Source organism: Peribacillus sp. NPDC096448, assembly GCF_044762675.1.
Taxonomy (GTDB): Bacteria; Bacillota; Bacilli; order Bacillales; family DSM-1321; genus Peribacillus; species Peribacillus frigoritolerans_B.
In genome coordinates, this window is sequence record NZ_JBIWEU010000010.1 from 206,690 (window position 1) to 230,661 (window position 23,972).

23 protein-coding genes and 1 pseudogene are annotated in these 23,972 nt (G+C 41.7%); 2 read left to right on the plus strand and 22 right to left on the minus strand.

Annotation, left to right across the window (positions count from 1 at the left end; all coding sequences use genetic code 11):
- The 5 genes from iolB to ACIQ0C_RS18030 form a co-directional block, all read right to left on the minus strand.
- A complete protein-coding gene (gene iolB, locus ACIQ0C_RS18010) occupies positions 1–816 on the minus strand; it encodes a 5-deoxy-glucuronate isomerase (protein WP_403062416.1) in 816 nt (271 codons plus the stop codon).
- 74 nt (positions 817–890) lie between these two features.
- Positions 891–2,360: a CoA-acylating methylmalonate-semialdehyde dehydrogenase gene (locus ACIQ0C_RS18015; RefSeq protein ID WP_403062418.1), complete on the minus strand. Its 1,470-nt coding sequence runs from the start codon at positions 2,358–2,360 to the stop codon at positions 891–893.
- A gap of 864 nt (positions 2,361–3,224) precedes the next feature.
- Positions 3,225–3,545: an antibiotic biosynthesis monooxygenase family protein gene (locus ACIQ0C_RS18020; protein WP_053533860.1), complete on the minus strand. Its 321-nt coding sequence runs from the start codon at positions 3,543–3,545 to the stop codon at positions 3,225–3,227.
- A 177-nt stretch (positions 3,546–3,722) separates the two neighbouring features.
- A complete protein-coding gene (locus ACIQ0C_RS18025; RefSeq protein WP_260359184.1) occupies positions 3,723–3,851 on the minus strand; it encodes a hypothetical protein in 129 nt (42 codons plus the stop codon).
- 288 nt (positions 3,852–4,139) lie between these two features.
- Positions 4,140–4,319 carry an IDEAL domain-containing protein gene (locus tag ACIQ0C_RS18030; protein ID WP_402837045.1) on the minus strand — a complete coding sequence of 60 codons (180 nt, stop codon included), beginning with the start codon at positions 4,317–4,319 and terminating at the stop codon, positions 4,140–4,142.
- Between the two features lie 456 nt (positions 4,320–4,775).
- Here ACIQ0C_RS18030 and ACIQ0C_RS18035 point away from each other — a divergent pair, with 456 nt between their 5' ends.
- Complete coding sequence (locus ACIQ0C_RS18035) at positions 4,776–6,074, plus strand: MFS transporter (RefSeq protein ID WP_403062423.1); 1,299 nt, start codon at positions 4,776–4,778, stop codon at positions 6,072–6,074.
- Positions 6,075–6,169: 95 nt separating this feature from the next.
- Here ACIQ0C_RS18035 and ACIQ0C_RS18040 read toward each other — a convergent pair.
- The 10 genes and pseudogenes from ACIQ0C_RS18040 to ACIQ0C_RS18085 all read right to left on the minus strand — a co-directional run bounded on the left by ACIQ0C_RS18040 (position 6,170) and on the right by ACIQ0C_RS18085 (position 16,289).
- Positions 6,170–6,864: pseudogene (locus ACIQ0C_RS18040) on the minus strand (YjjG family noncanonical pyrimidine nucleotidase).
- Between the two features lie 215 nt (positions 6,865–7,079).
- Positions 7,080–8,564, minus strand: a complete 1,485-nt coding sequence (locus ACIQ0C_RS18045) for a sodium:solute symporter family protein (protein ID WP_402837051.1) — start codon at positions 8,562–8,564, stop codon at positions 7,080–7,082.
- A complete protein-coding gene (locus ACIQ0C_RS18050; protein ID WP_264896419.1) occupies positions 8,561–8,749 on the minus strand; it encodes a DUF3311 domain-containing protein in 189 nt (62 codons plus the stop codon). Before ACIQ0C_RS18050 ends, ACIQ0C_RS18045 begins: the two co-directional genes overlap by 4 nt.
- A 562-nt stretch (positions 8,750–9,311) precedes the next feature.
- Entirely contained in the window at positions 9,312–11,060 is a 1,749-nt protein-coding gene (locus tag ACIQ0C_RS18055) for a CocE/NonD family hydrolase (protein WP_403062426.1), read from the minus strand.
- Between the two features lie 18 nt (positions 11,061–11,078).
- Complete coding sequence (locus tag ACIQ0C_RS18060) at positions 11,079–11,276, minus strand: hypothetical protein (protein ID WP_403062429.1); 198 nt, start codon at positions 11,274–11,276, stop codon at positions 11,079–11,081.
- A gap of 6 nt (positions 11,277–11,282) precedes the next feature.
- Positions 11,283–12,365 carry a tartrate dehydrogenase gene (locus ACIQ0C_RS18065; RefSeq protein ID WP_403062432.1) on the minus strand — a complete coding sequence of 361 codons (1,083 nt, stop codon included), beginning with the start codon at positions 12,363–12,365 and terminating at the stop codon, positions 11,283–11,285.
- Positions 12,366–12,382: 17 nt separating this feature from the next.
- On the minus strand, positions 12,383–13,834 hold the full coding sequence (locus tag ACIQ0C_RS18070; RefSeq protein ID WP_403062434.1) for an aldehyde dehydrogenase family protein: 1,452 nt from the start codon (positions 13,832–13,834) through the stop codon (positions 12,383–12,385).
- Positions 13,827–14,909 (minus strand): aromatic ring-hydroxylating oxygenase subunit alpha, encoded by a 1,083-nt coding sequence (locus tag ACIQ0C_RS18075; RefSeq protein ID WP_063235396.1) that lies wholly within the window; start codon positions 14,907–14,909, stop codon positions 13,827–13,829. The genes ACIQ0C_RS18070 and ACIQ0C_RS18075 overlap by 8 nt, the downstream gene beginning before the upstream one ends.
- A gap of 88 nt (positions 14,910–14,997) precedes the next feature.
- The gene (locus ACIQ0C_RS18080; protein ID WP_403062437.1) at positions 14,998–15,246 is read right to left on the minus strand and encodes a ferredoxin; all 249 of its coding nucleotides are present in this window, start codon (positions 15,244–15,246) and stop codon (positions 14,998–15,000) included.
- A 23-nt stretch (positions 15,247–15,269) separates the two neighbouring features.
- On the minus strand, positions 15,270–16,289 hold the full coding sequence (locus ACIQ0C_RS18085; protein WP_402837063.1) for an NAD(P)/FAD-dependent oxidoreductase: 1,020 nt from the start codon (positions 16,287–16,289) through the stop codon (positions 15,270–15,272).
- A gap of 291 nt (positions 16,290–16,580) precedes the next feature.
- On the opposite strand from ACIQ0C_RS18085, the gene ACIQ0C_RS18090 reads away from it, so the two are divergent.
- On the plus strand, positions 16,581–17,954 hold the full coding sequence (locus ACIQ0C_RS18090) for a sigma-54 interaction domain-containing protein (RefSeq protein WP_402837065.1): 1,374 nt from the start codon (positions 16,581–16,583) through the stop codon (positions 17,952–17,954).
- 526 nt (positions 17,955–18,480) lie between these two features.
- Here the strand turns inward: ACIQ0C_RS18090 and ACIQ0C_RS18095 are convergent.
- The 7 genes from ACIQ0C_RS18095 to ACIQ0C_RS18125 all read right to left on the minus strand — a co-directional run bounded on the left by ACIQ0C_RS18095 (position 18,481) and on the right by ACIQ0C_RS18125 (position 23,966).
- The gene (locus ACIQ0C_RS18095; protein WP_403062440.1) at positions 18,481–19,203 is read right to left on the minus strand and encodes an anti-sigma factor domain-containing protein; all 723 of its coding nucleotides are present in this window, start codon (positions 19,201–19,203) and stop codon (positions 18,481–18,483) included.
- Positions 19,204–19,758 (minus strand): RNA polymerase sigma factor, encoded by a 555-nt coding sequence (locus tag ACIQ0C_RS18100; protein WP_403062443.1) that lies wholly within the window; start codon positions 19,756–19,758, stop codon positions 19,204–19,206.
- A gap of 79 nt (positions 19,759–19,837) precedes the next feature.
- Positions 19,838–20,308: a COG4315 family predicted lipoprotein gene (locus ACIQ0C_RS18105; RefSeq protein WP_403062446.1), complete on the minus strand. Its 471-nt coding sequence runs from the start codon at positions 20,306–20,308 to the stop codon at positions 19,838–19,840.
- Positions 20,309–20,329: 21 nt separating this feature from the next.
- Positions 20,330–21,067, minus strand: coding sequence for an extracellular solute-binding protein (locus tag ACIQ0C_RS18110; RefSeq protein WP_403062495.1), 738 nt, complete (start codon positions 21,065–21,067; stop codon positions 20,330–20,332).
- Between the two features lie 274 nt (positions 21,068–21,341).
- On the minus strand, positions 21,342–22,565 hold the full coding sequence (locus tag ACIQ0C_RS18115) for a GerAB/ArcD/ProY family transporter (RefSeq protein WP_403062449.1): 1,224 nt from the start codon (positions 22,563–22,565) through the stop codon (positions 21,342–21,344).
- 45 nt (positions 22,566–22,610) lie between these two features.
- On the minus strand, positions 22,611–23,711 hold the full coding sequence (locus ACIQ0C_RS18120) for a GerAB/ArcD/ProY family transporter (protein WP_403062451.1): 1,101 nt from the start codon (positions 23,709–23,711) through the stop codon (positions 22,611–22,613).
- Between the two features lie 51 nt (positions 23,712–23,762).
- On the minus strand, positions 23,763–23,966 hold the full coding sequence (locus ACIQ0C_RS18125) for a hypothetical protein (RefSeq protein WP_402837079.1): 204 nt from the start codon (positions 23,964–23,966) through the stop codon (positions 23,763–23,765).
- Between the last annotated feature and the right edge of the window lie 6 nt (positions 23,967–23,972).

Genomic DNA, 23,972 nt, shown 5'->3' on the forward strand with positions numbered 1-23,972 from the left:
TTAACGACTCAGGATCCACTCATGATCGGGGTCATTGTAGAATTTCCATGTCCTTGCCGGACCGGCCATGACATTCAAGTAATAGGATTCATAACCGTCTGGCACCCCTACCGGATGATAACCGGCCGGTACAAGTACGACATCTCCATTTTCGACTGACATGGTCTCATCGATTGAACGGTCATCTGTATATACTCGCTGAAAGACGAAGCCCTGAGACGGATTCATTTCATGATAATAGGACTCTTCCAATAATGACTCATTTGGTAAATTATCCTGATCATGTTTATGCGGAGGATAGCTCGACCAGTTTCCGCTTTCTGTATATACTTCAACAACGAGAAGGCTATTCGCATACGGAGCTGAATCCGGTAATATATTATGGACCATCCGCTTATTGCTCAAAATGCCCCTATGTTCAACCTCAACATCTTCCGCTTTAATCCATTTAGTCGGAAGTTGCTTATCGGAAGGCGAATAACACAGCGCCACTCTGGCCTCGGTTATCGCTTCCAATCCAAAACCCCTATCATTTGACACGTAAATGCTATCAGTCGGCACTTTATCAAATACACTATCTCTTGTGCCCAAATCATGGTATACATTTTCGCCTACAGTCACATTGATTTTTCCAGTAAGAGCGACAATGCAGCATTCTCTTTTGATTAATAATTCTGAATATTCAGCACCCCGAGCCAACTCCACTATTTTGAATTCTACATATTCTAAAGGAGAATTTCCTTTCGTAACTGATTGAACGATTGTAACACCTTCAGCGACCTCTTGTTTTTCCGGCTTTTGAAGCAGTTTACTCATATGTACCTCCTTGGTTTTTCAAAAAATCCGGCCCGTATCCAAACGGGCCATCTTGCAATGTCTTTTTCGTTCACTTATTTCACGTAGCGTGCAGTCACCATTTTTTTACGTGTATAGAACTCAACACCGTCGGTTCCATTTGCATGAAGATCACCATAAAATGAATCTTTATATCCAGAGAATGGGAAGAATGCCATCGGTGCAGGAACACCCACGTTTATGCCCAGCATCCCGGCATGGATCGTTTCACGGAATTGGCGTACATCAGCTGCACTGTCCGTATATAAGCAAGCCCCGTTTGCCAGTGCTGAAGCATTGGCAATCTCAACGGCTTCCGTTAAATCTTTAGCACGGACAACGGAGAGCACTGGTGCAAAAATTTCATCTTGCCAGATTTTCATTTCCTGTGTCACATGATCAAAAATCGTAGCTCCGAGGTAATATCCATTGCCGCTTGCTGCCTCGTCTTTACGTCCATCGCGTACAAGGGTCGCACCTTGAGCTATACCTGATTCGATGTAATCAATAGTCCTCCTTTTAGCTCCTTCCCGGATTACAGGTCCTAGAAAAACGCCGTCATCCAGACCATTCCCGATCGTAATGGCATCAGCTGCCCGTTTCAATTTTTCAACTAGCTCGTCCGCTACGCTTTCTTCTACGACAACAACCGCAGCGGCCATACAACGCTCACCGGCCGACCCAAAAGCCGCACTTGTAATTTCCTTGGCCGTCATATCGAGATTGGCATCTTTCAAGACAATCGAGTGATTCTTAGCTCCCGCAAGAGCCTGGACGCGCTTCAAGTTAGCCGTGCCTGTTTTATACACATATTCTGCCACTGGCTGTGAACCGACGAAGGAGATAGCTTTCACATCTTCATGCTCCAGAAGCCCATTAACCACGTCATGTGCTCCATTGACAATGTTCAGTACTCCTTTAGGAAGACCTGCTTCCTCAAACAGTTCCACAATGCGTGCTGCAAGCAAAGGTGTACGTTCAGATGGCTTTAACACGAATGTATTGCCACATGCGATCGCAAGTGGGAACATCCAGCAAGGAACCATCATTGGAAAGTTAAAAGGGGTAATACCGCCGATTACACCAATTGGGTAACGGTACATACCCGATTCAATGTTTGTCGCGATATCAGGAAGCTGTTTTCCCATCATCAGCGTAGGTGCACCCGCCGCAAACTCGACGCACTCAATGCCACGCTGTACTTCACCCATCGATTCCGATAAGCTTTTACCATTTTCGATAGTGACCAGTTTAGCAAGTTCTTCCCAATTTTCCACAAGAAGCTGCTGATATTTGAACAATATGCGAGCCCGTTTCGGGACAGCGACCTGGGACCATTTTTTAAATGCCTCATCCGCCACTTGGACCGCATTATCCACATCTTCCCTAGAGGAAAGTGGCACCTCGGCAATTGCCTCACCAGTTGCAGGGTTGAACACGATTTCCGTTTCCTTTGAAGCGGATTCAATCCACTCACCATTTATATAATTTTTTAATTTTTTGACCTCATGTGTTACTGAAGACATGTTTTTTCCTCCTTAAAATAAAGTATTTTGTTAGATCATCGGGCCAGTATAACCATCGCCGTCTATGAAATCGATTTCATTTGACTATGGAAGAAATCCATCCATGTTTCTTTTTAGAATCAATCAATCAATTTTCTAGCTCAATCCTAAAAGCTTATAATTCGCTAATGAAATCGATTTCATTTCTTTAAGAGGCCCACCTTAAGAAAAATAAGGACCAATCCACTCCCCCTTCAGTTATAGCTTGTACATAACCTTGATTCGGGATGAAATCGATTTCATTTACTTTATAAGGAAATACTACAATGAAAAATTTTCCCTGTAAACACTTTTTTTGCATTTTTTATAATATTCACTCTTCTTCACGTTTCAAAACATTGATAAATATGGAAATGTGCTTGAATATTTAATGAAAAACATCTTCAGCGGTTCTTAAAAATCTGACCAATACTTTATCGATATCGGTAGTGGTATTTTGGTATATTAATATTTCTAAACTCAATTGACTTTATCATAGTAATTCCAACTAATCTAAGAAAAACATCCCTATTCATTTCATATATGTAAATTTTTAAGACTACCTTCCTGCTCCCCTTTTCTTTACATTTCCATGAATGTCTCCTTTTTAATGAAAATAAAAGATATTTTACTATATCAACACTTGGAATTACATAACCTTCCCGAGATAATTTCATCAACAAAAAGAGGCACCCATAATGGGAGCCTGAATTTTAGTGAAGGTAAGCTATTATATGTGAATGTTAACCATTCCGTATCCTTATGCTAACAAGATGATGGAGAAATGGGATATTCCACCCAGTTACTTATTTATACGGAATTTAAAACAGGCTAGCTTAAGTCCAGTTATTTCACTGCCTTTTTGATTGCCTTCACTTCATATAATGATCCTTCCGAACTGACGATATATTCAGGCTTTGGTTTCCCTAGGTTTGCTTTATGGCCTGCGATATGGGCTTCACTCTTTTCCCACTGCTTCCAATGCGCCTCCGACTCCCAATTGATCATAATGATGACCTCTTCATCCCCGCGTCGCACTTTTTTCACCATTACACTTAAATCGATGAACCCTTCCTGCTTTTCTATGATCCCTTCCCCACTGAACCGTTTTACTACTTGTTCTGCATTACCTTCTTTTACCACCATTTTTCTCATCTGAACGAACAATACGAACAACTCCAATCGATATACTTATAATGAATCATTTTATTCGATAACGATTCTCATTGTCAATTAATGAGACTTCTACTTAAGTGCACTACTTAAAACTCTGAATCCCAAAAACAAAATAAAAAATGGATCAGGAAGTTTTGCATATCTTCCTGATCCATTTTTTAATGTCACTCACCTTTTATCCTTAAGACTTTTGGGAACATAGTCATTCAGTTTGTTAAATAAAGAAGTAATGTAGGAGCTGAGTTCGAATCGATCCTCCTGAACAAATTCAACTAAAGACACTCCATTCTTTTTCATATCTTTTCCCCCTTTTAGTTTTTGTCCCGGTGCAAAACTTTTCAGCCACTAATACCTTTGAATCCCGCCATTAGCGCACTTACATACTTCTCTCCATCGTTTTCTTTATTTGATTATACAAGAAAGCGCTTACAATGTAAATTATTATAATACTATAGATTGCTATTTACTGAGTATGTTTCAGATAAATGAAGTTTTCTCTTCATATTTATGGTTAGCAAGCTGTGCTGGCTTTTCAGTGTACGTTCCATATCATAACTACTTGTCTTGTTCACAGAGAATGAAATTTCAGGAAATGCCCTTCAATATCTCAGTTAAACGTAGGAACTCTTCCTTATCACGATTTCTTAATGAGTCATCGATTTCTTTTTCGATTTGTGCTTTCCGGTAATCAGCAAGGGCCTTTTTTAAAACCATTTCAGCCATCTCTTCAGGTTCAAGCGATGTTCCTGGCAATTGCTTCTCCATACGAAACCAACTCCTTAACCTTTTTTCTATTATACTAAATAACTTGGAGATTATTATTATTTATTAAAATCTTATCCTTTCCTCTTTTTCATTTCCTTAACCACATGATTTCCACTTTGCCACTCTTCTATACATGAAAATTCTAAATATTCCGTTTTAATTTCTCCTCATTCATTTTATTTCACTTTAGGCATTTTATCCGGGAAGATCGGATCGTTCATTTCCATTACTTTAGAATTAATTATATTCCATTACAGGTGATAAGAGCTAAGTTATTCGCTTCATTTTTTCAGAAAAGTCAGAATTATATTGACCGGTATGGATAAGCCCTCTAAAATAATCTAAATAATCCAGTTTTTCACTTATATTCATTAACCATCATTTTTGTTCATTTCGGCTTTATTTATTGTTGAAGACAGTTTTGATGAAAAACTTAGCATTAAAGGAGCATTTACCATGAAAAAAAGTCGAGTTCTTTTCGCTAGTTTAGCTGGTTCCGTTATTGAGTGGTACGATTTCTATTTATACGGGACAGCAACGGGCCTGGTTTTTACAACTCTATTCTTTCCCAATCATGATCCTGCGATTTCACTTCTTCTCGCCTTTGTCACATTCGGGGCTGGTTACGCAGCCCGTCCAATCGGAAGCATCCTGTTCGGTCATATGGGTGATCGCATCGGACGGAAGGCAGCACTTATGTTCACCCTTATTGGTATGGGAGGGAGTTCAATGCTAATCGGCGTTCTGCCCACTTATGCCCAGGTTGGGTTGGCCGCCCCCGCCATCTTGGTGGTGCTGAGGTTGATTCAAGGAATTTCCTTGGGAGGTGAATGGGGAGGAGCCATCCTATTGGCAACGGAATCTGCTCCTAAAGGTGTCCGTGGGTTATATGGATCCATTCCCCAACTAGGGGTCCCCATCGGCTTGGTTGCCGGTTCGTTCAGCCTAACCCTCATCAGTTCCTTGACAACCGATGCCCAATTTTTATCTTGGGGTTGGCGGATCCCATTCCTTTTAAGCGGTGTACTGATCGGATTGGCAATCTGGGTAAGGAGCGGCATTGAAGAAACACCGGAATTCCAGCAGCAGAAGGATAGCGGCGATCTTGCGAAAGTTCCCATTATTGAAACGTTGAAACACGATTGGAGAAGTGTGCTGCAAGTGATCGGACTAAAAATTGGGGACGGGTTCTTCAATGTATTCATCATGTCCTATGTTCTCGTCTTTACTACACTGTATTTTGGTTATTCCCAAGATTCAGCCCTTACCGGTTTAACGATTGGCTGCGCTACAATGCTGATTACCATTCCTGTAATTGGTTACATTTCAGATTTTATCGATCGAAAAATCATCTATTTTGGGGGCCTGACTCTCCTTTTCCTCTTGGCCATCCCATATTTCACAATGATTGGGCGTGGGGTCGGCTGGTTCTACATTATGCAGGCTGTTGTACTCGGTGTCATCTGGGGAGCCATTTTTTCTACACAAGGGACATTATTCTCGGAGCTCTTTCCAGCCAAGGTCCGTTATACTGGATTATCTGTCGGTTATCAGGTTGCGGCAGCCATTGCAGGTTTCGGTCCGCTCATCTGGACCACCATGGCTGAATCATATGGCCCATCCCCTTTGGTATTTGGCGGATTCATGATGGCAGGTCTCGCAATTTCCCTGGCGCTTTGTATATTATCACCGTATTTCAGCAGAAGGAAAGAAAAGGATCAAACACTTAAACCACATGAGCTGGATTTGAACTGATTCTAAAATCTCTGGCATGAGTAATAATAACAGAGGCTGCCACGTCCTATCACTCGGACAAGCGGCCTCTGTTTTTTTAGAATGCATATACCTCTCTATACTTGTTTACTTCCTACAATCTCCAAAAGATCAGTGAGCGACCGGATTTCATAGGTGGGCTTGATGCCAAGATAATTATCCTTTTGATGGGGATTGTACCAACATGTATCCATACCATAATTCAAGCCGCCCTGTATATCTGATGTCAAGGAGTCACCCACTATTAAAGCTTTCGATCTATCTGTGATCTTCAACTTGGAAAATGCATAATCAAAAATCCCTCTATCAGGCTTCTGAAACCCAGCCTCTTGGGAAATTATCAAAGTCTCAAAGGTATTGCAAAGGGCTGACCCGCCGATTCTTGCTTTCTGCACTGCCGTGAAGCCATTTGTTATGATAGCAAGCCGGCATCCTCCAAGCTTCTCGCAAACCTCTAAAGCCCCGGGCAGAAGATGTATCTCCTTTCCCAAATGTCCTAGGTACGCACGGCTGAACGCACCCGCATCGATATCAAGCCCGTGCTTCAGGAACAACTGCTTGAACCTTTCCACACCCAGATTTGTTAAATCTATAAGCCCCTGTTCCAAATCCCTCCATAATACCTTACTGATTTCTCGGTAGCATCCCGCATAATCCTCCGCCCCTGTGGGTAAACCGAACTCTAAAATGCTTCATGCAGTGCTTTTTTTTCCGATATTCCAAAGTCTAGCAATGTATCATCCACATCAAATAAGATAATCTCGTATTTCATCGCTGCCCCCATAATCATTTTAGTCCAACTTAACACATTTCCTTTAATTACGTATGGAAAATATAATACTGCAAGCTTGGAAAACTACAAAAAGGATAGCTTCAAAGGCTAACCTTTTTGTATGGTTCTTTATAGATAATGCTCCCAGTTCTTTATCGATAGTCATGGAAGATAAGGCGAATAAGACGTTTTCTACTATAAAATGCTTCCTTTTATCAAGAAGTGATTATCCGTTTAACCGGTTCTTCTTCCTGAATCGTTTGTTGGTCTTTTCTTGTGAAAGCACTGACAGCCAGCATGACGATAAGGTTAAAGGTAATGGCGACGATTCCTATATCAATATCCTGAATGAAATGTGGTGCCTTTGGTAATAAAGTGGCCATTGTTGCCTCCGCCAGCGTAAAGTAAGCTACCAACACCACCCCTAAAATCATCCCTGCAGAGGCCCCCGCTTTACTTACCGGATTTCTCTTAAGCAAGCTGAATACTAATGGAGGGAAAAGTTGCAGGACAAAACTGTAAGCCATGGTCAGTAACGCAATCATCGTATTGCCACCATAGAATGTAAAGATCAAGGAGACTAGTGACACGATAGGAACGAATATACGGGTCAGTTTGGCAAGCTGTTCATTCGATGTGTCAGGCTTAACCGCTTTGTAAATATTCTTTGATAAAATCGTGGCTGCCGTCAAAATTAACATCGAACACGGTACAAGGGCTGCAAGCATTCCTGCTGCTCCTACAACGCCAACAATCCAAGGAGGGAAAGCATCTTTCGCGATTTTAAATAAGGCAAGGTCCGTATCGCCGCCTTGTAAATTCGGTATCTGTAAAACCGCCGTAAAACCGATAAAAAGAATGAAAACCAGAATGATTTGATACAGAGGTAAAATGGCAGAGTTTTTCCTCAGAGCTGATTCATTTTGGGAAGATAAACTCGCTCCAAAGCAATGCGGCCACATATATTGGCCCAATGCGATGGTCAGGCAAAGGGAAATATACCAAGAGATGCTCAGCCCTTCATCAGGAAGCAATAAGAATCCCGGTTTTGTTGCTTCTAGGGTTTCGAACATCGGTTGTACTCCGCCGAAGTAATGTATGGGCAAATATATGCCCAAAAACACGATTACGACAAGAATGAGGATATCTTTCAATACTGCCGTCCACGCCGAACCGTGAATTCCTGACACATATACAAAAACAGTTACGCAGAGCATTCCGATCCAAACAGCAACCGTTGGGGGAATCAATCCATATGATGCTTCGGAAACAATGATCTGAAAGCCTTTTAATTGTAATACGATATAAGGAATCATTGATAGGACTCCTATAACAGCAACCAGAAGTCCCAATGACTTACTATTATACTTTTTTGTAAAAAAGTCAGATTGCGTCAGCACATTATGTTTTTTCGCATAGCGCCAAATTGGGGGTAAAATCCAGAAAGGAACGATGTAAGTAAGAGCGCAAAATATATAGATAGTGGGACCGCCCATACGGTATGCCGCTCCGCTGGCTCCAAGAAACACAAAAGTCGAAAACATCTCTCCTGCCATTAGAACGAACATGATTAACGAACCGAAGTTCCTCCCCCCGACCGCCCACTGGTCAAGCTTCATTTCGCGTCCCTTTTTTGCGCGGATACCTAAGTAAAAAGCCAAAGCAAGAGTCATGGTGATGATTAATATGGAACTGTTCATTTATTCTCCTCCTGTCTATCACAGATCACACTGCTAATATAAAGACAGATGGATGTCAAAATAAGCCATGCTGTGGCCCAAAAGATGATGAAAGGCAACCCGAATATATATGGCTCCACACGGTTAACCACAGATAATGAGCCAATTGCGGGTATGACGCTGAGCAGCACAATGATTTTCTTCAAATTGAAGTCCCCCTCTTAATAAATCTGTTAATGAAACGGCCTGTGAAAGCGCTTAAAAAATGGGTCATGCATATCTTGTTCTTAACCACCTTCACACTGGCAGTAGCTTCACTACTAACCTCAAAAAAGAAATAATAATACAAATTTTCAAACTACTATTATCAATTTCTCTCTAATTAAGGTTGCAGATAGATTCCAGTGTAATCACCTTTTCTTTGGCTTACAATAACATAAGAGGCAAAATTCCGCCTAACATTTTCGGTCATCCCTTAACCCTGGAATCTATTATAATGGATGAACTTTCCCCCCCTTCATATTATTATTTGCAAGAGTTATGCCAATTGCTTTTATTCATAACGATTCACCCTTTAACCCTATTAATACTAGTGATTTTAGAATTCTAAGGCTTTTATTAAACCTAACAATTTGTTTTTTTATTATTGAGCATCTGTTTCTTGAGTTTTAATCACCTCAACTGAACTGTTTTTAACTCATAAAACAGGTGACAATGTTGAAAACCAAACATAAGGAAGTCTCTCCTCCCTGCTTTTATAAGCATTTTTCACTTGGGGATGATTGGCAATAGAATGCTAGAAGGAAATTCCTTGCTATGATAAATCGTTTGTCTGGCCCTTTTTGTTTCACTGCTTTCGATCATTGATTTCCCTGTATTCGGATTGGGGGCATATTGTGGAAAACTGCTTGATGAAATTTCAAGCAAGATCCGATGACCCGGAAGAAAGACATTGCTTGTAGCCCACAAGTTAATTTCGTATTCAACGATTTCCCCATTCAATTCTTTTTCAGCTCGATGGCCATTCCGGTATTTTGCATTGACGATTCCCTCGGTTAAAATAATCGCTTTACCATCGGGTGATTCATCCACAAGCTTTGCAGTAAAATCAGTGTCCGCTGCGTCAGTTGATGCAAACAACTTCACTTTAACCGGACCTGTTACTTCAAGCGCTTCTTTCAATGGCTCTGAAGTATAAACGAGCACGTCGTCCCGCTTTTCGATTTCGCTTTGATCATATGGACCCATTGTAAGTGGGCCGGAAAAAAGTGTAGCTCCACCTTTTGTCGGTACAGGGTTTAGGGGATCATATATATATGAATCCGTCTTTTCTCCCTCCTGCTCCTCTCTGCTTAAGCGCCCATCACCTGTTTTCGTATTCGCTTTTCCCTTACTGTGCAAATAATAACTCGTATATTCAGTACGTTCAAGCGGCCATTCATTTTCATCACGCCATACATTAATCCCCATTACAAATATTTTCACCGGCGGTTCCTTCTCAATACCATTATCGATACCTTTCAGCCAGTGATTAAACCAGCGAATATGAAGGGCGGTAATATCTTCATCAAGGTTAATCCAATCCCCAGACGCGTGCACTCCAAAGAAGCGTTCACCCTGGATCGAGGAAAAAAGGCCATGGCTCCATGGTCCAACAATCAGTTTTTGAATATTGCTTAGTTGGCCATTCGCTTTGTTCATTTCCACGTAATTTTCCAGGGTAGGGCCGATAAAACAATCATACCAACCGCCCAAATGAAAAGCAGGAAGCTGTATCCTATCAAATTTCCCAGTAATACTTGAATTCTGCCAATAAATTTCGTCTTCGATTGGGTGATTCAAATGTTCAAAGAAAAAATTACCTTCGTCCAGAACCTTTAATGGCGGCCAATCATTAATAGGTGCATATGCATATAATTCCTCAATATTGTTGAGGGAGTCAGCAAGCTTACGAAAAGCCGAAGTTCTTTCCTTATTTTTTTCATACCTCCGCTTCAGCAAATCGGGTACAATCGATTCCAATGTCCACGTTTCAAAAAGTCCTAGAGCAAAAGCCCCATTACGATAAACCGTTCCATTTCTTTGGTCATTCAGCGTCATTGCCGGAAAAATGGCGATTAAGTGTGGAGGTTTTTTTTCCGCTGCAAGCAGCTGCGTGTATCCATAATAGGATAGGCCAAACATGCCCACTTTCCCTGTAGAATACGAGAGTGAAGCCGCCCATTCCACTGTGTCGTATCCGTCATCCGCTTCCTGGCTGAATGGCTTGAATTCCCCTTCGGACTGAAAGCGTCCTCTCACATCCTGAATGATGACAACGAATCCATTTTCAACAAGACGATTGGTGTCCAAATAACGATGGGAGTAATACGGTAAGTCCTTACTGTATGGAAGCCTGGTCAATAAAACCGGAAACTGCCCAGTCAAATTAGGTCTGTATACATCCGCATAAAGTACGGTGCCATCCCTCATGGTGCATGGCACATTTTTTTCGACAACCATTTCAACTTTTTTCATCAAGACCGCTCCTCTTAGCTATACCATTGATTTGAGTACTTTTGACTGTGTATTAATGATCACCATTCCGTGTTCCTTGTTCATAAATATTAAGAGACCAAGGGCTTTTCTTTCCAAGCCTTGGCCTCTTAATTTTGTATAAACGATTGGCTTAACACTTGGCAGCATCATTATATTCGGATCACCATTCAATAAATATTGAACGATCCCCATCAATTCAAGTCAGACCTTGGATAAAATGATTGACTCGATGATTTCCGTTACCCTGTCCCCCACTTCGGAAGTGGATGCCGTGCCCTGCATATCGGGCGTGAGCACCCGGGCTTCCAGCAACAGTTGCTCAATCGCATCAAGAACAATCTTACCATGTGATTCATAGCCAAAAAAGTCGAGCATTTGGCTTGCTGACCAAATGGAGGCAAGCGGGTTTCCAATGCCTTTGCCGGCAATGTCAGGAGCTGAGCCGTGAATTGGTTCGAACATCGATGGAAATTCCCTTTCAGGATTAATATTGGCACCGGCAGCCAGGCCGATTCCTCCAGCAAGCGCAGCCCCCAAGTCTGTTAAAATATCACCGAACAGGTTCGAAGTGACAACGACTTCAAAGCGCTTCGGGTCTTTGATCATCAGCATTGCCGCTGCATCGACTAGATATGAAGCAGTTTCGACTTCAGGATATTCCCTGCTGACCTCTTCGAATACTTGATCCCAGAAAACCATCGAATAATTCAGGGCATTTGCTTTAGAAATGCTCGTGAGCGATCTGCCTTCTTTTTTCGCGGTTTCAAAAGCAAAACGGATGATCCTTTCCGTCCCTTTACGGGAAAACACACCGTTTTGCAGAACAACTTCATGTTCCTGCCCTTTAAACAGCCAGTCTCCTGCGCCTGAATATTCACCTTCACTGTTTTCGCGGATGAACAGCATATCAATATCTTCACGTTTCACATCAACGAGAGGCAAGTGAGCCCCTTTTAACAATGTCACGGGCCGGATATTGACATACTGATCAAAGCTTTTACGGATTTTCAATAATAGCTCCCATAGTGAAATATGGTCTGGAACGCCCGGAAACCCGACCGCACCCAAATAAATTGCGTCAAAAGCTTTTAGCTTATCGATCCCATCATCATCCATCATTCTACCATTTTCGGCATAAAATTCGCAGCCCCATGGGAAGTATGTGAAATCCAATTGAAAACCTGAATCCAGTTCAGCCACTTTTTTTAATACCTTTATTCCTTCATTAATCACTTCAGGGCCAATGCCATCTCCTGCGATGACCGCAATTTTGAATTGTTTCATAAATGCTCTCCTCGATTTCAGTCTTGATTCCAAACGATCAATTTCATTTCGGTCATTTCTTCCACAGCGTATTTAATGCCTTCACGGCCAGTCCCGCTTTCTTTTACTCCGCCATATGGCATTTGATCGACACGATAGGTAGGCACATCATTGATGATCACACCGCCTACATGCAATTCCCGTGAAGCATACAATGCGTTTTTCACATTGTTCGTGTATATACCGGCCTGCAAACCAAAGCGGGAATCATTCACTTGATCGATCGCTTCCCTCACTGAACCCACTTTATTGACAATGACAACCGGAGCAAATGCTTCCTGGCAAGAAACTTTTAGCGTATGATCCGCCTCTGTAATGATTGTAGGTTCAAGAATGTCACCCTGCAATTTCCCCCCTGCAGCAATCGTTGCCTTACTGCCTTTAGTTTCCTCAATCCAGCCCAATACACGGGCCGCTTCCCCTTTGGAGATTAGGGAGGAAATATACGTATTCGGGTCTAATGGATCGCCAATTATAAGTTTTTTGGCCGCTGAAGTGAATTTTTCGACAAACTCTTCATACACTTCTTCATGTGCATATACACGTTGCAATGAAATACAGACTTGCCCTTGATTGGAGAAGGCACCCATGATGCAGCGATCGATAATTTTATCGATATCTATATCTTTATCAATGATTAAAGCCGAGTTCGAGCCAAGTTCAAGTGTGGTCTTTTTCAGCCCCGCTTTGTTGCGGATCCCGATTCCAACGCTTGGGCTGCCTGTGAATGTGATCATGCTTACCCGATCGTTTTCTACAATCGCTTCCCCGACCGTGCTGCCCGGACCCGTCACTACATTTAATACGCCAGCCGGCAGACCCGCCTTTTCAAAAATTTCTGCGATGAAAAGTGCCGAGAGCGGAGTTTGCGAAGCTGGCTTCAACACAATGGTGTTCCCCGCAGCTATTGCCGGTCCGACTTTATGCGCCACTAAGTTCATCGGGAAGTTAAACGGGGTGATGGCTCCAATGACCCCGATCGGCTCTCTTAACGTGTATCCAATTCGGCCAACCCCGCCTATGGCTGCATCAAAAGGAATCGTTTCACCGTGAATCCGTTTAGCTTCTTCAGCCGAGAACTTATACGTTTCGATGGTCCTTCCAACTTCCGCTTTTGCGAACATGATCGGTTTGGCTGATTCACGGGATATGACTTCTGCCGCTTCTTCAGCATTCTCCATTAATAACGCGACAGCCTTCTCCAATATTTCCGCCCTTTGATAAGCTGGCATTTTTGCCATGACTTCACGTGCATTGTATGCGGCTGCAATCGCCTTTTCCGTCAGCTCTTTATCCGCCATGGCAATTTTGGCGATTTCTTCCCCGGAGTAAGGGGAATATAGCGGAGCATAACTTTCCGTTTCCACTTTTTCACCATTGATCATTAGATATTGTTTCATTGATTTTAATTGATTCGCTAATTTACTCATTTAGGGCCTCCAATACCATTTCATGAAATTGAACAATTGCTTTTTCCGAAGAGGAATATCTGCCTTTGTTAAAAGCACGGGAGCGGAAACCTATTTGTTCCAGCTCTACTAGTTCCACATCTTCCTGTCGGACTTGTTCGGCAAACGTAACAAGATCTTTCTCTTCCTGAGTCAAATTCTCATCGCGGAAATAATATGTGTAAACAGCCAAAGTCGTTTCGTGATCAATCGGAACCATTTGAATGGTCGCCATATTTCCAGGACCTGGATAAATGGTCAACATCAAGTTAGGCCACAGCCAGAAAAAGGATCCACCTTGCATTTCCGCCTGATTTAAATCGACCGTTCCGTAATTTTTATCCGGTTTAACGATCGAACCTTGCAGTGAATAGTTATCGCAAGTAATGATTTGATAATCATCCATATCAAGTGCTGCAACAAAGCTTGGATGTGCTACATGGCAATGATCACATTCTAAATAGTTATCTATGAACGCTTTCCAGTTTGCCTTGATCACCCTCGTTTTTTGACTTGTTCTTTTTAACTCACTTAAAAACGGGTATTTACTTAAACGGTCAAAGAAATCGCCGTAAGATTCGCTAAGCGGTTTCGCATTATCATCCAAGTTTACAAAAATTAGAGATTCCAAGATTTCCATGCGTACTGAGCGTAAACAGGCATCTTGAACACATGCTTCATCTTCTCCTTTGAAATTTGGCGCTTTGTTCAATTTCCCATCCAATTTGAACGTCCAACCATGATAACTGCATTGTAAGATTTTCTTCTTGCCTGATTCACTTTTTTCAAGCTTAGTAGCACGATGCGGACAAACGTTATAAAAAGCGCGGATCACCTCATCCTGGCCGCGGTTCACTATGATCGGCTCATTGGCTACCTCTGTCGTAAAGAATGATCCCACTTTTTCCAATTGGCTGACATGACCCACAAGCTGCCAAGATTTAGAGAATACTAGATCGATTTCCTTTTCGAGAACTTTTGGATCCGTGTATTTGTCATATGTCAATGTTCTTTCAAATGTACGATTCGTAACATTTTCCACCTTGTTATAAGCCATCATTATTTCCCCCTAAAAAATGATTACAAGCATTCCTGCCCTACTGGATATAAAGATTGATATCTTTTAATTAAACTGACCTTCCGCTTCAACCGGCTGTCACTGGTATATTGGCAAAAGGTTCTGCCGCCAACTTAATTGAATCTGTCGGACAACCATCAAAAGCATCTTCCAGGTCCTCCTCCAGATCTTCGGATACTTCAGTTATTCCTGTGTTCGCATCCAGGATTGAAAAAGCTATTCCTTCATCGTTATAATCGAAAATTTCCGGTGCAGTCGCTCCACATGCCCCGCAAGCGATACATGTCTCCTGATCAACTATTGTGTATATAGCCATGTGGTCCCCCTCCTTTCATATAATTAAACGGACGATGTGCTTTTCTCTTTTCCTCCCATTGTGCTCGTGCTGTGCAGCGGCTGAACTTTCGCACTCGGGTCGATATGAACTTTTGCATTACTCACTGCTGTAGGCGCTTCACCGAACCCGCTAGCAATCAGCTTCACCTTCCCTTCGTACGTGCAAATATCCCCTGCGGCGTATATGCCTTTGATATTCGTTTCCATTTTAGAATTGACAACGATGGAATTGTTTTCAATTTCAAGTCCCCAATCCTTTATTGGCCCTATTGATGATACGAATCCATAATTCACAAGTACGTCATCGACTTCCAGTTCAAGCGGTTTTCCACTCTTCGCATCCGTCACAATCACTTTTTCTATACTTTCTTCTCCAATCAGTTCGGCGGGGAGATAAGGAGTCAAGACCTCCACATTGGATTGTTTCAAACGCTCTACACTGTGTTCATGGGCACGAAATTTATCCCTTCGGTGAATGAGTGTCACTTTTTCAGCTATCGGTTCAAGCATTAGCGACCAATCGACTGCCGAATCACCGCCACCGAATACAACCACTTTCTTATCAGCGAATTGACTCATATTCTGGACGAAATAATGAAGGTTGGCATTTTCAAATCTTTCTTCGCCTTCGATTTTTAATTTCCGAGGCTGAAATGCCCCGTTTCCAGCAGTGATGATTATCGCTTTCGAATAATGTGTTTCTTCGGATGTCGTAATGGCAAATATCTCATCCGAAGTACGGACAATGGTCTCTACAGATTGATTTAGACAAATATCCGTTTTGAATTGACCCATTTGTTCCAGTAATCGATTGATGAGATCTTGGGCCTGAATTTTCGGGAAACCCGCAATATCATAAATATATTTTTCAGGGTACAAAGCAGACAGCTGCCCTCCCAATTGAGGGAGGCTTTCAATGATTTTCACTGAAGCTTGGCGCATCCCCGCATAAAAAGCGGTGAACAAACCAACCGGCCCTCCCCCGATAATAGTGATGTCAGAGACTTCATACTTTTCTTCCAAACTCATTCCCCCCTAGATGTCTTCCTTAATAAGATTCCATTTACTAGAATCACTTTGCTTACATGTAAATTCATGCAATAATTACTGACATGCAAACCTAGCTAATCAATTTCACCAATTGATAATTTTATATATTGCAATATGCGTGCCAACCACGGAAACCGCCTTTAATATACTAAATATTAAGAATTCATTTTGAAAACGCTGTCATATTGAGTTATAATTAACTCAAATTTGATGAAACGTTAATCAGAATTCACTCATTCCCTTTTGAAAAGAGAGGATTACCTTATGAAAAGTACGGATTCAACTGAAAGTGTCGAGATGACACTCCAAACTCTATTAAAGATTCTTGATCATTCCTCAGATGAGATTTTCGTCCTTGACGGTGAAAAGCGGATTCTTTACGTCAACAAGGCATGTGAGCGCCATTATGGGCTGAAACCTACTGATGTCATCGGCAAAAATAATGTGGACTTATTTGAAAAAGGATACTGGACGCCCTCCATAGTGCCTGAAGTATTTAAAAGAAAAAAGCCTTGCTACATGAAACAACAAACATATATTGGGGCTGAATTGATGACATCGGCGATTCCAATTTTAAATGATGCGGGGGAAATTGAACTGGTCGTCACTACATCCACAGAAACACAAACGTATAAAATGTTAAAGGCGAATGAAGCAAGCAGTGAGTCAAAAATGACTCATGATGAAGATGAAACGGGGAGATTCATTACTAACAGCGGTAAAATCAACCGCATCCTCACTTTTTGTGAAAAGGTGGCACCTACGGATTCCACGATCTTAATCCAGGGGGAATCTGGAACGGGTAAAGGAGTGCTTGCCCATTTCATCCACCGGATCAGTAAGCGGAAAAGCAAACCTTTCCTGACGATCAACTGTGCAGCCATTCCCGAAGAACTGCTCGAATCCGAACTATTCGGCTATTCAAAAGGTGCATTTACCGGTGCAAATAAAACTGGAAAACGCGGATTGATTGAATCCGCTGACGGCGGCACTGTCTTTCTTGATGAAATTGGGGAAATATCGCTCGCTCTGCAGGCAAAGCTTCTCCAAGTAATCCAGGACAAGCAATTCATTCCCGTCGGCGGCAGCGAAATGAAAAAGGTCGACATCCGCATCGTCGCTGCAACAAACCAGAACTTGATAGAAATGGTCAATGATAAAAGATTCCGGGAGGATTTATTTTACCGTTTGAATGTGATTGATATTCAATTGCCTCCATTGCGGGAACGTAAAGAAGACATCATTCCCCTTACGTACAATTTCTTAAATAAGTTCAATGAAAGGTATCATGAAAATAAAGTCATTTCGGAAGAATGCTTGAACCTATTAATTCATTATTCATGGCCCGGCAATGTACGCCAGCTCGAAAACTTGATTGAAAGGTTGGTCTTAATAAGTGACTCCGTAATCCTAATGTCCGACTTGCCCGAAATGATTACCGAGAACGTTGAACAGGTCACACAGATTGATCTCCCCACTTCTCTCGATAAAGCACTTGATGAAACGAAAAGGATATTGATCAGGAAATCTTACCAAACATATAAATCATCAAGGAAAGTCGCAAAGGACCTCTCTATCAGCCAAACGAAAGCCTCGGCATTGATCCGGGAATACTGTGAGGACTTAATGAATAAATAGGTACCATGAAAATGACAATGTTTGTCCATTTGCATCCAACCAAAACATGCTGGTTGTTGCTAGTGATGATAGTATTCCATTTCATATGGGCTTCCATTGTAAATCCCGACTTCTTCTTCCTGATCCGTTGTCCAGGTACGAACAAAAATAAGAGACTTCCCCTTTGCGGGCAAGTTTCAGTTGATCTCGCTGATTATGTTTCGAAAGCATCCTCATCACCTCAAGTTTTAATAGTTCTATCTTAAAACAAAAAAGACTGTAGGCAAAAAGGAGTTCTATCTGAAATTTTAAACATAGTTGATTGAAACGGAAGGTGCGAGACTCCTGCGGGAATAGCGAGTCCAAGGGAGACCCCACAGGCGCAAGTGCGACGAGGAGGCTCCCGGACCGCCCGCGGAAAGCGAGTGCCTGAAGTGGAAATCAACGTCAAAATTTGCACGAGCCCAAAAAAACTGTAGACAAACTCGATTTTCATCGAGTTTGTCTACAGTCTGAGACTTCCCCTTCGCGGGCAAGTCTCTTATTTTTATGAAGATCCTACTATTTTTTCACCTCTCGGCTTTGTACTATTTGAATCCGGTTCTCTTGTGATGCCAATTTGATTGAATTTATCACCTATGGACAGTTTGTATGTCAATGATCCTGCACCTGCTTCATCAGGCTTGAAAGTTCCTGCATTTGTCCGTTTTCCATCTTTCAGCAACCACACCTGATACACCTCGGACTCTTGAAGGCTAGGTAAATTCTGAATTTGAACGATTAACCGTCTTTCTTCACCTTGCTGCAAAATGTATGCAGCACCGTCCGTATTCATATTTACAGCCGTCTTATCGGCAGGCTGCAAAGATAGCGACGTTTTAACCTCCATTGGCAGATTGATAGCTGCAAGTTCTTTTTTTAGTTGAATATTGGAATATAACAGCACAAATACCAAAACCAGAACGGCCAGCAAAAGGCCTGAAGTTACTGGTGTAAACTGTTTAAAGAAAAAACCACTCCAATTCTTTTCCCTTCTCACCGGAACTTCATCATCAGTCCCAAAGACAAAATTCATGACCTCTGATTTCAAGGAAGAAGGAGGTTCCATTTCATCGAAATCCCATTTCAATGAATTCCAGGCTTCCGTCATTTGTTCATACTCCCTAGTGCATTCAGGGCATTGAATTAAGTGTTCCGCGAATGCTTTTTTTTCTTTTTCTCCCAGTTCACCCGATAAAAATGAAAGCAGGTTAGCGCACTCTGTATTCATTTACAAACCACCTACTTCCAAATACTTTTTCAACAATTTAAGCGACTGATGAAGTCTGCTCTTGATGGTACCAATCGGTTCATTTTCAATTTTGGCAATTTCCGTTAACGAATACCCTTTCCAATACAGTAAATCAATCAGCCTTTTTTGCGGCTTGCTTAACTTACTTTTTGCATTGGCAATTTCACTATATAATAGCCCATTTTCTATAGCATTATTAGGATCTTCTATGTCAACGGGATGACTCATGTCCATGTGTTTGTTATTCCGGTTATGAACGCTGTCTTTACGGACATAATCCACACACACATTTCGTGTAACGGTCAAAAGCCAGCTTACAAAGTGCCCCTTTTCGGAATTGTAACTGCTTTTTGTGGTCCAGAGCTTTAAAAAGACCAACTGCACAATCTCTTTAGTTTTTTCAGCATTTCCATTTGTGAACTTAAAAGTAAAACCATAGATTAATTTAATATGCCGGTCATAAAGTTCTTCCAGAGCAGGACGATGCTTTTTCATTACTAATGCCATCAATTCCTTATCATGTTTTTCTTTCAATCGCACCTGCAACTCCTCACCAGTAAATTTGGAAAAAACGTGTAACAGGAACGACCATCAATGATCGTCCCTTTTTTTCTTATTTAGGAAAATTCGTCTTATCATTTACAATATACCAAACATTTTTCACACCTTCGCCATTGACATCTCCCGCTGCCTTATCATTCACAAAATAGTAGAGTGGAAATCCTTTGTACGTTACCTGCTCTTCCCCTGTATCTTCCCTTTTAATGGTTCCAAAGTCTTTTTCCTCAAATCCTTTTGGAACAGCAAAATCCCTTTCCATGAATGGAGGCCATTTTTTCAGACAATCACCCATGCAATTGCTTTTTCCTGGTTTATCATTCTTGAAAAAATAAAGTGTCATTCCCTTGGAATCTGCAAGGTATTCGCCTGTTGTTTCACTTTCCATTAAATTCAGGGTTATTGGTTTTTCATCGGCAGTACCACTAACCACTTGATCATTTTGGGGTGAATCATTAGCTTCATTTCCGCATGCCGCCAAAACTAGGACCATCATAAAAACTGAAAATACCATCCACTTTTTCATATACTCTCACTCCTCGTCAATTTACTTCCATCCCCATTTTTGAAATACTTGATGGGATTCTTCCGTTTTAAGATAATTAATGAACTGTTTTGCCTTTTTCTTGTTTTCACTCTTTCTTGTTATGCTTACTGGGGTTCCTCTATAGAGCTTGTCTTCCTCAGGGAGCTGAATCAGGTCCGTCACATCCGCCAGACGGTAATGCCAGGATTCATACGTAATCCAGGCGTCTAATTTAGAATTTGCCTTCCATAGATCGATAGCTTCTGCACTGGACCTCACTGAAATGGCAATATTCCTGCTAATTCCAGGAATCAATCCTTTTCTTCCAGCCAAATCTTCCCATAGCCCCAGTTGCCCGGCTCCATTAACATCCACAATCTTTACGCCCTTCTTCGTTAAATCCTCCAAAGACTGTATATTCTTTGGGTTTCCTTTTCTAACCAGAATTCCAGCTGACCGTGCATACAATTCTGTACGGTTTTTTTCATCAAGGAGCTCCGGATGATCATGTATAAAATCTGTTAGCATATACTCGGACCCTCCGTAAATGATATCCGCATCCTGGTTGGCTTGATCAATCCATTTTTCTTCGGGTCCCGCTGTCACTTCAACTTTTATTCCCGTTTCTTTGGTGAATTGTTCCGCCACTTCCTTGATGGGTCCAAGAGGTCCACCTGGTCCATATACTTTTACGACATCATCGACAGCTTGCCCCCGTTTCGAACCCATTTCCGGTGAAAATGCTAACAAGACTGCCATCAATGATATCCACACAACAAAAATGATCTTTTTCAAATCTTTCCTCTCTCCCTTCTAAAAAGCCTTTGTACTATAGATAACGGGACAAATCCCAAAACGGTTTGAAAAAAATTGTTAATTTTTTCATCCTGATGCAAAATACATCTGATGATCTTAAGCTTTTCTCTTTTTTTCTCAACAAAAACACCCCATTCGAAAAAGTATCTACTTTCGAATGGGGCATGACTTTAATTACATACTCTTTCAATTCTCTTAAACTAAGTTATAGAAAAGGTTAGCTTGAATTGCTTCCCTTTCCCTGTCTTTTTCTTTTACGTATCACAGCAATCACCAACAATAACAGAGGAATAATCGTTTGCATCAAAACTCCATAAATAGGAAAGGCGATGATATCAAATCGATTGACATCCATAGAGCTAGGGTACGACCAAAAGCTGAATTCTACAATCAAAATCCCTATCGGCCATATAACAGGACGATAGTCGGAGAGGTTCAGCCACTGCGCGGTACCTAAAGCAGCCGCATAATAAAACACAGAAATTTTGACAAACGCACCTACTATCCATACGGCCATGATGGCGGACTCCAAATGTTCAAAAAAGTCGGCCAAACTGATGTACCGAGATACATTCATCAGGGGATAATTCTTTGTGGCTGTTGTTGACCCGAGTACAAAAAGAACCAGAAGATTCACCACAACTAACGTCATCATCACGGCAAACACAGACATCATCCCGGATTTCATCCCTTTTTTCATATCGGTTAAAAAAGGGAGGAGAAAAATTATCAGAAAAAACTCGCTGAACCATCCACCCGGTACAATCGAACCCTTGATCGGAGGCATAATTCCATTCCCCAATATCGGGAATATATTCTTGAATTCAAGATCAGGGCCCAGTAAGACGATTAAAAGAAGGATTGGAAAGATAAACATAGGAACAAACAATTGGGCAGCTCTCCCCAGCACCTCTATCCCTCCGCGTACGATAAAGGCACAGAGAAGTACCATCGATGCCATGATCACGCTAATCGGGGTTTTGACCAGAAATGAGTCGACAATAAATTCTCCGTAACTTCTTAGGATTTGCCCTGTGATCGGGATATAAAAAAACAAGAATAAAAAACCGAGAATTTTCCCTGGAATCCGACCAATGATCTGTTCACTGAATTGGATCACCGTTTGTTTCGGATAAATTTTGTGCAGTTTATAAGCGATATACACCGTCACATACCCGATGAGAGACGCCAAAATGGGGGACAGCCATAAATCAGTTTTGGCATATTTGGCTGTGATGCTTGGAACCCCGAGAATGGCCGTTGCCACAATCGTCGGATACATCATGAATGCCATCTGTAGAGATGAAATTTTACCTTTCTCCATCATCTTCCTCCTTTCTGTGATAGTCTGTAAATCTGAAATCACGAAACCCACTGATAGATCTACTTTTTCATAAACACTCCATTCAGTTGGTCCTGCCATCTGCGCGAGTACGAACATAGATAGCACCTTATCGATAGGATATTTAGCATAAATAATGCCCAGTCAGCTGGTTTCGGTTCCTTTACGATTTCTTTGCCTTACAACAGCAATCACCAACAATAACAGAGGAATAATCGTTTGCATCAAAATACTTTGTAAAGGGAAGACGTTGATATCATTACGACTGACATCCACAGTGCTAGGCAACGACCACAAACTGAATATGACAATCAAAATCCCTATCGGCCATACAATAGGACGATAGTCGGAGAGATTCAGCCACTGCGCTGTACCTAAAGCAGATGCATAATAAAAAACGGAAATTTTCACAAACGCCCCCACTATCCATACCGCCATGGCGGCGGATTCTACATGTTCAAAAAAGTCGGCCAAACTGATGTATCGAGATGCATTCATCAAGGGGTAAAGCTTTGTGGATGTTGTTGACCCAAGCACAAAAAGAACCGTAAGATTCACCACAATTAACGTCATCATCACGGCAAACACAGACTTCATACCGGATTTCATCCCTTTTTTCATATCTGCCAAAAAAGGAAGAAGGAAAATGATCAAGAAAAACTCGCTGAACCATCCACCCGGTACAATCGCACCCTTGATTGGGGGCATTATACCATCCGCCAATACCGGGAATATATTCTTGAATTCTAGATCAGGAATCAGCAAGAGGATTAAGATAAAGATTGGAAAAATGAAAACAGGTACAAACAATTCAGCAGCTCGCCCCAACACTTCTATTCCCCCGCGCACGATGAACGCACACAGAAGCACCATCGATGCCATGATCACACTAATCGGGGTACGTACCAGAAAAGAGCCGACAATAAATTCTGCGTATCCTCTAAGGATTAGCCCCGTGTTCTGGATATAAAAAAACAAGAGTAAAAAACCGAAAATTTTCCCCGGAATCCGACCAATGATCTTTTCAGTGAATTGGATCACCGTTTGTTTTGGATAAAGTTGGTGCAGTTTATAAGCGATATAAACCGTAAGATACCCTATGAGCGCAGCAAAAATGGGGGACAGCCATAAATCGGTTTTGGCATATTTCGCTGTGATGCTGGGAACCCCGATAATAGCCGTTGCCACAATCGTCGGATACATCATGAATGCCATCTGTAATGATGAAATTTTCCCTTTCTCCATCTGCTTCCTCCCTTCTGTCATAATTTGAAATCACGCAACCGACTGATAGACTCACTTTTCCATAAACTCTCCAAATGGCCTGAAAAAAGCTTCGATCCATTGAGTGGGTCCTGACATCTGTGGGAGATTGAACATGGACAGAATCAAGCCAGTGAGGAGCAGTGTAAGAAATGCCATTTTATCTTTTTTAGGGTTTTGTTTCATTTTCGGCCATTCATACAAAATGATTAGAGCAACAATCGCGGTTGTACACAAAAAAGC

What these genes read in the sequence shown, in the direction of transcription:
- ACIQ0C_RS18090 (WP_402837065.1), top strand. Translation starts at nt 16,581, where the DNA reads ATGAAAAGTACGGATTCAACTGAAAGTGTCGAGATGACACTCCAAACT.
- ACIQ0C_RS18080 (WP_403062437.1), bottom strand. Translation starts at nt 15,246, where the DNA reads ATGGCTATATACACAATAGTTGATCAGGAGACATGTATCGCTTGCGGG.
- ACIQ0C_RS18035 (WP_403062423.1), top strand. Translation starts at nt 4,776, where the DNA reads ATGAAAAAAAGTCGAGTTCTTTTCGCTAGTTTAGCTGGTTCCGTTATT.
- ACIQ0C_RS18025 (WP_260359184.1), bottom strand. Translation starts at nt 3,851, where the DNA reads ATGAAAAAGAATGGAGTGTCTTTAGTTGAATTTGTTCAGGAGGATCGA.
- ACIQ0C_RS18055 (WP_403062426.1), bottom strand. Translation starts at nt 11,060, where the DNA reads ATGAAAAAAGTTGAAATGGTTGTCGAAAAAAATGTGCCATGCACCATG.
- ACIQ0C_RS18115 (WP_403062449.1), bottom strand. Translation starts at nt 22,565, where the DNA reads ATGTTCGTACTCGCGCAGATGGCAGGACCAACTGAATGGAGTGTTTAT.
- iolB (WP_403062416.1), bottom strand. Translation starts at nt 816, where the DNA reads ATGAGTAAACTGCTTCAAAAGCCGGAAAAACAAGAGGTCGCTGAAGGT.
- ACIQ0C_RS18095 (WP_403062440.1), bottom strand. Translation starts at nt 19,203, where the DNA reads ATGAATACAGAGTGCGCTAACCTGCTTTCATTTTTATCGGGTGAACTG.
- ACIQ0C_RS18120 (WP_403062451.1), bottom strand. Translation starts at nt 23,711, where the DNA reads ATGGAGAAAGGGAAAATTTCATCATTACAGATGGCATTCATGATGTAT.
- ACIQ0C_RS18045 (WP_402837051.1), bottom strand. Translation starts at nt 8,564, where the DNA reads ATGAACAGTTCCATATTAATCATCACCATGACTCTTGCTTTGGCTTTT.
- ACIQ0C_RS18110 (WP_403062495.1), bottom strand. Translation starts at nt 21,067, where the DNA reads ATGGCAGTCTTGTTAGCATTTTCACCGGAAATGGGTTCGAAACGGGGG.
- ACIQ0C_RS18075 (WP_063235396.1), bottom strand. Translation starts at nt 14,909, where the DNA reads ATGGCTTATAACAAGGTGGAAAATGTTACGAATCGTACATTTGAAAGA.
- ACIQ0C_RS18070 (WP_403062434.1), bottom strand. Translation starts at nt 13,834, where the DNA reads ATGAGTAAATTAGCGAATCAATTAAAATCAATGAAACAATATCTAATG.
- ACIQ0C_RS18015 (WP_403062418.1), bottom strand. Translation starts at nt 2,360, where the DNA reads ATGTCTTCAGTAACACATGAGGTCAAAAAATTAAAAAATTATATAAAT.
- ACIQ0C_RS18105 (WP_403062446.1), bottom strand. Translation starts at nt 20,308, where the DNA reads ATGAAAAAGTGGATGGTATTTTCAGTTTTTATGATGGTCCTAGTTTTG.
- ACIQ0C_RS18065 (WP_403062432.1), bottom strand. Translation starts at nt 12,365, where the DNA reads ATGAAACAATTCAAAATTGCGGTCATCGCAGGAGATGGCATTGGCCCT.
- ACIQ0C_RS18030 (WP_402837045.1), bottom strand. Translation starts at nt 4,319, where the DNA reads ATGGAGAAGCAATTGCCAGGAACATCGCTTGAACCTGAAGAGATGGCT.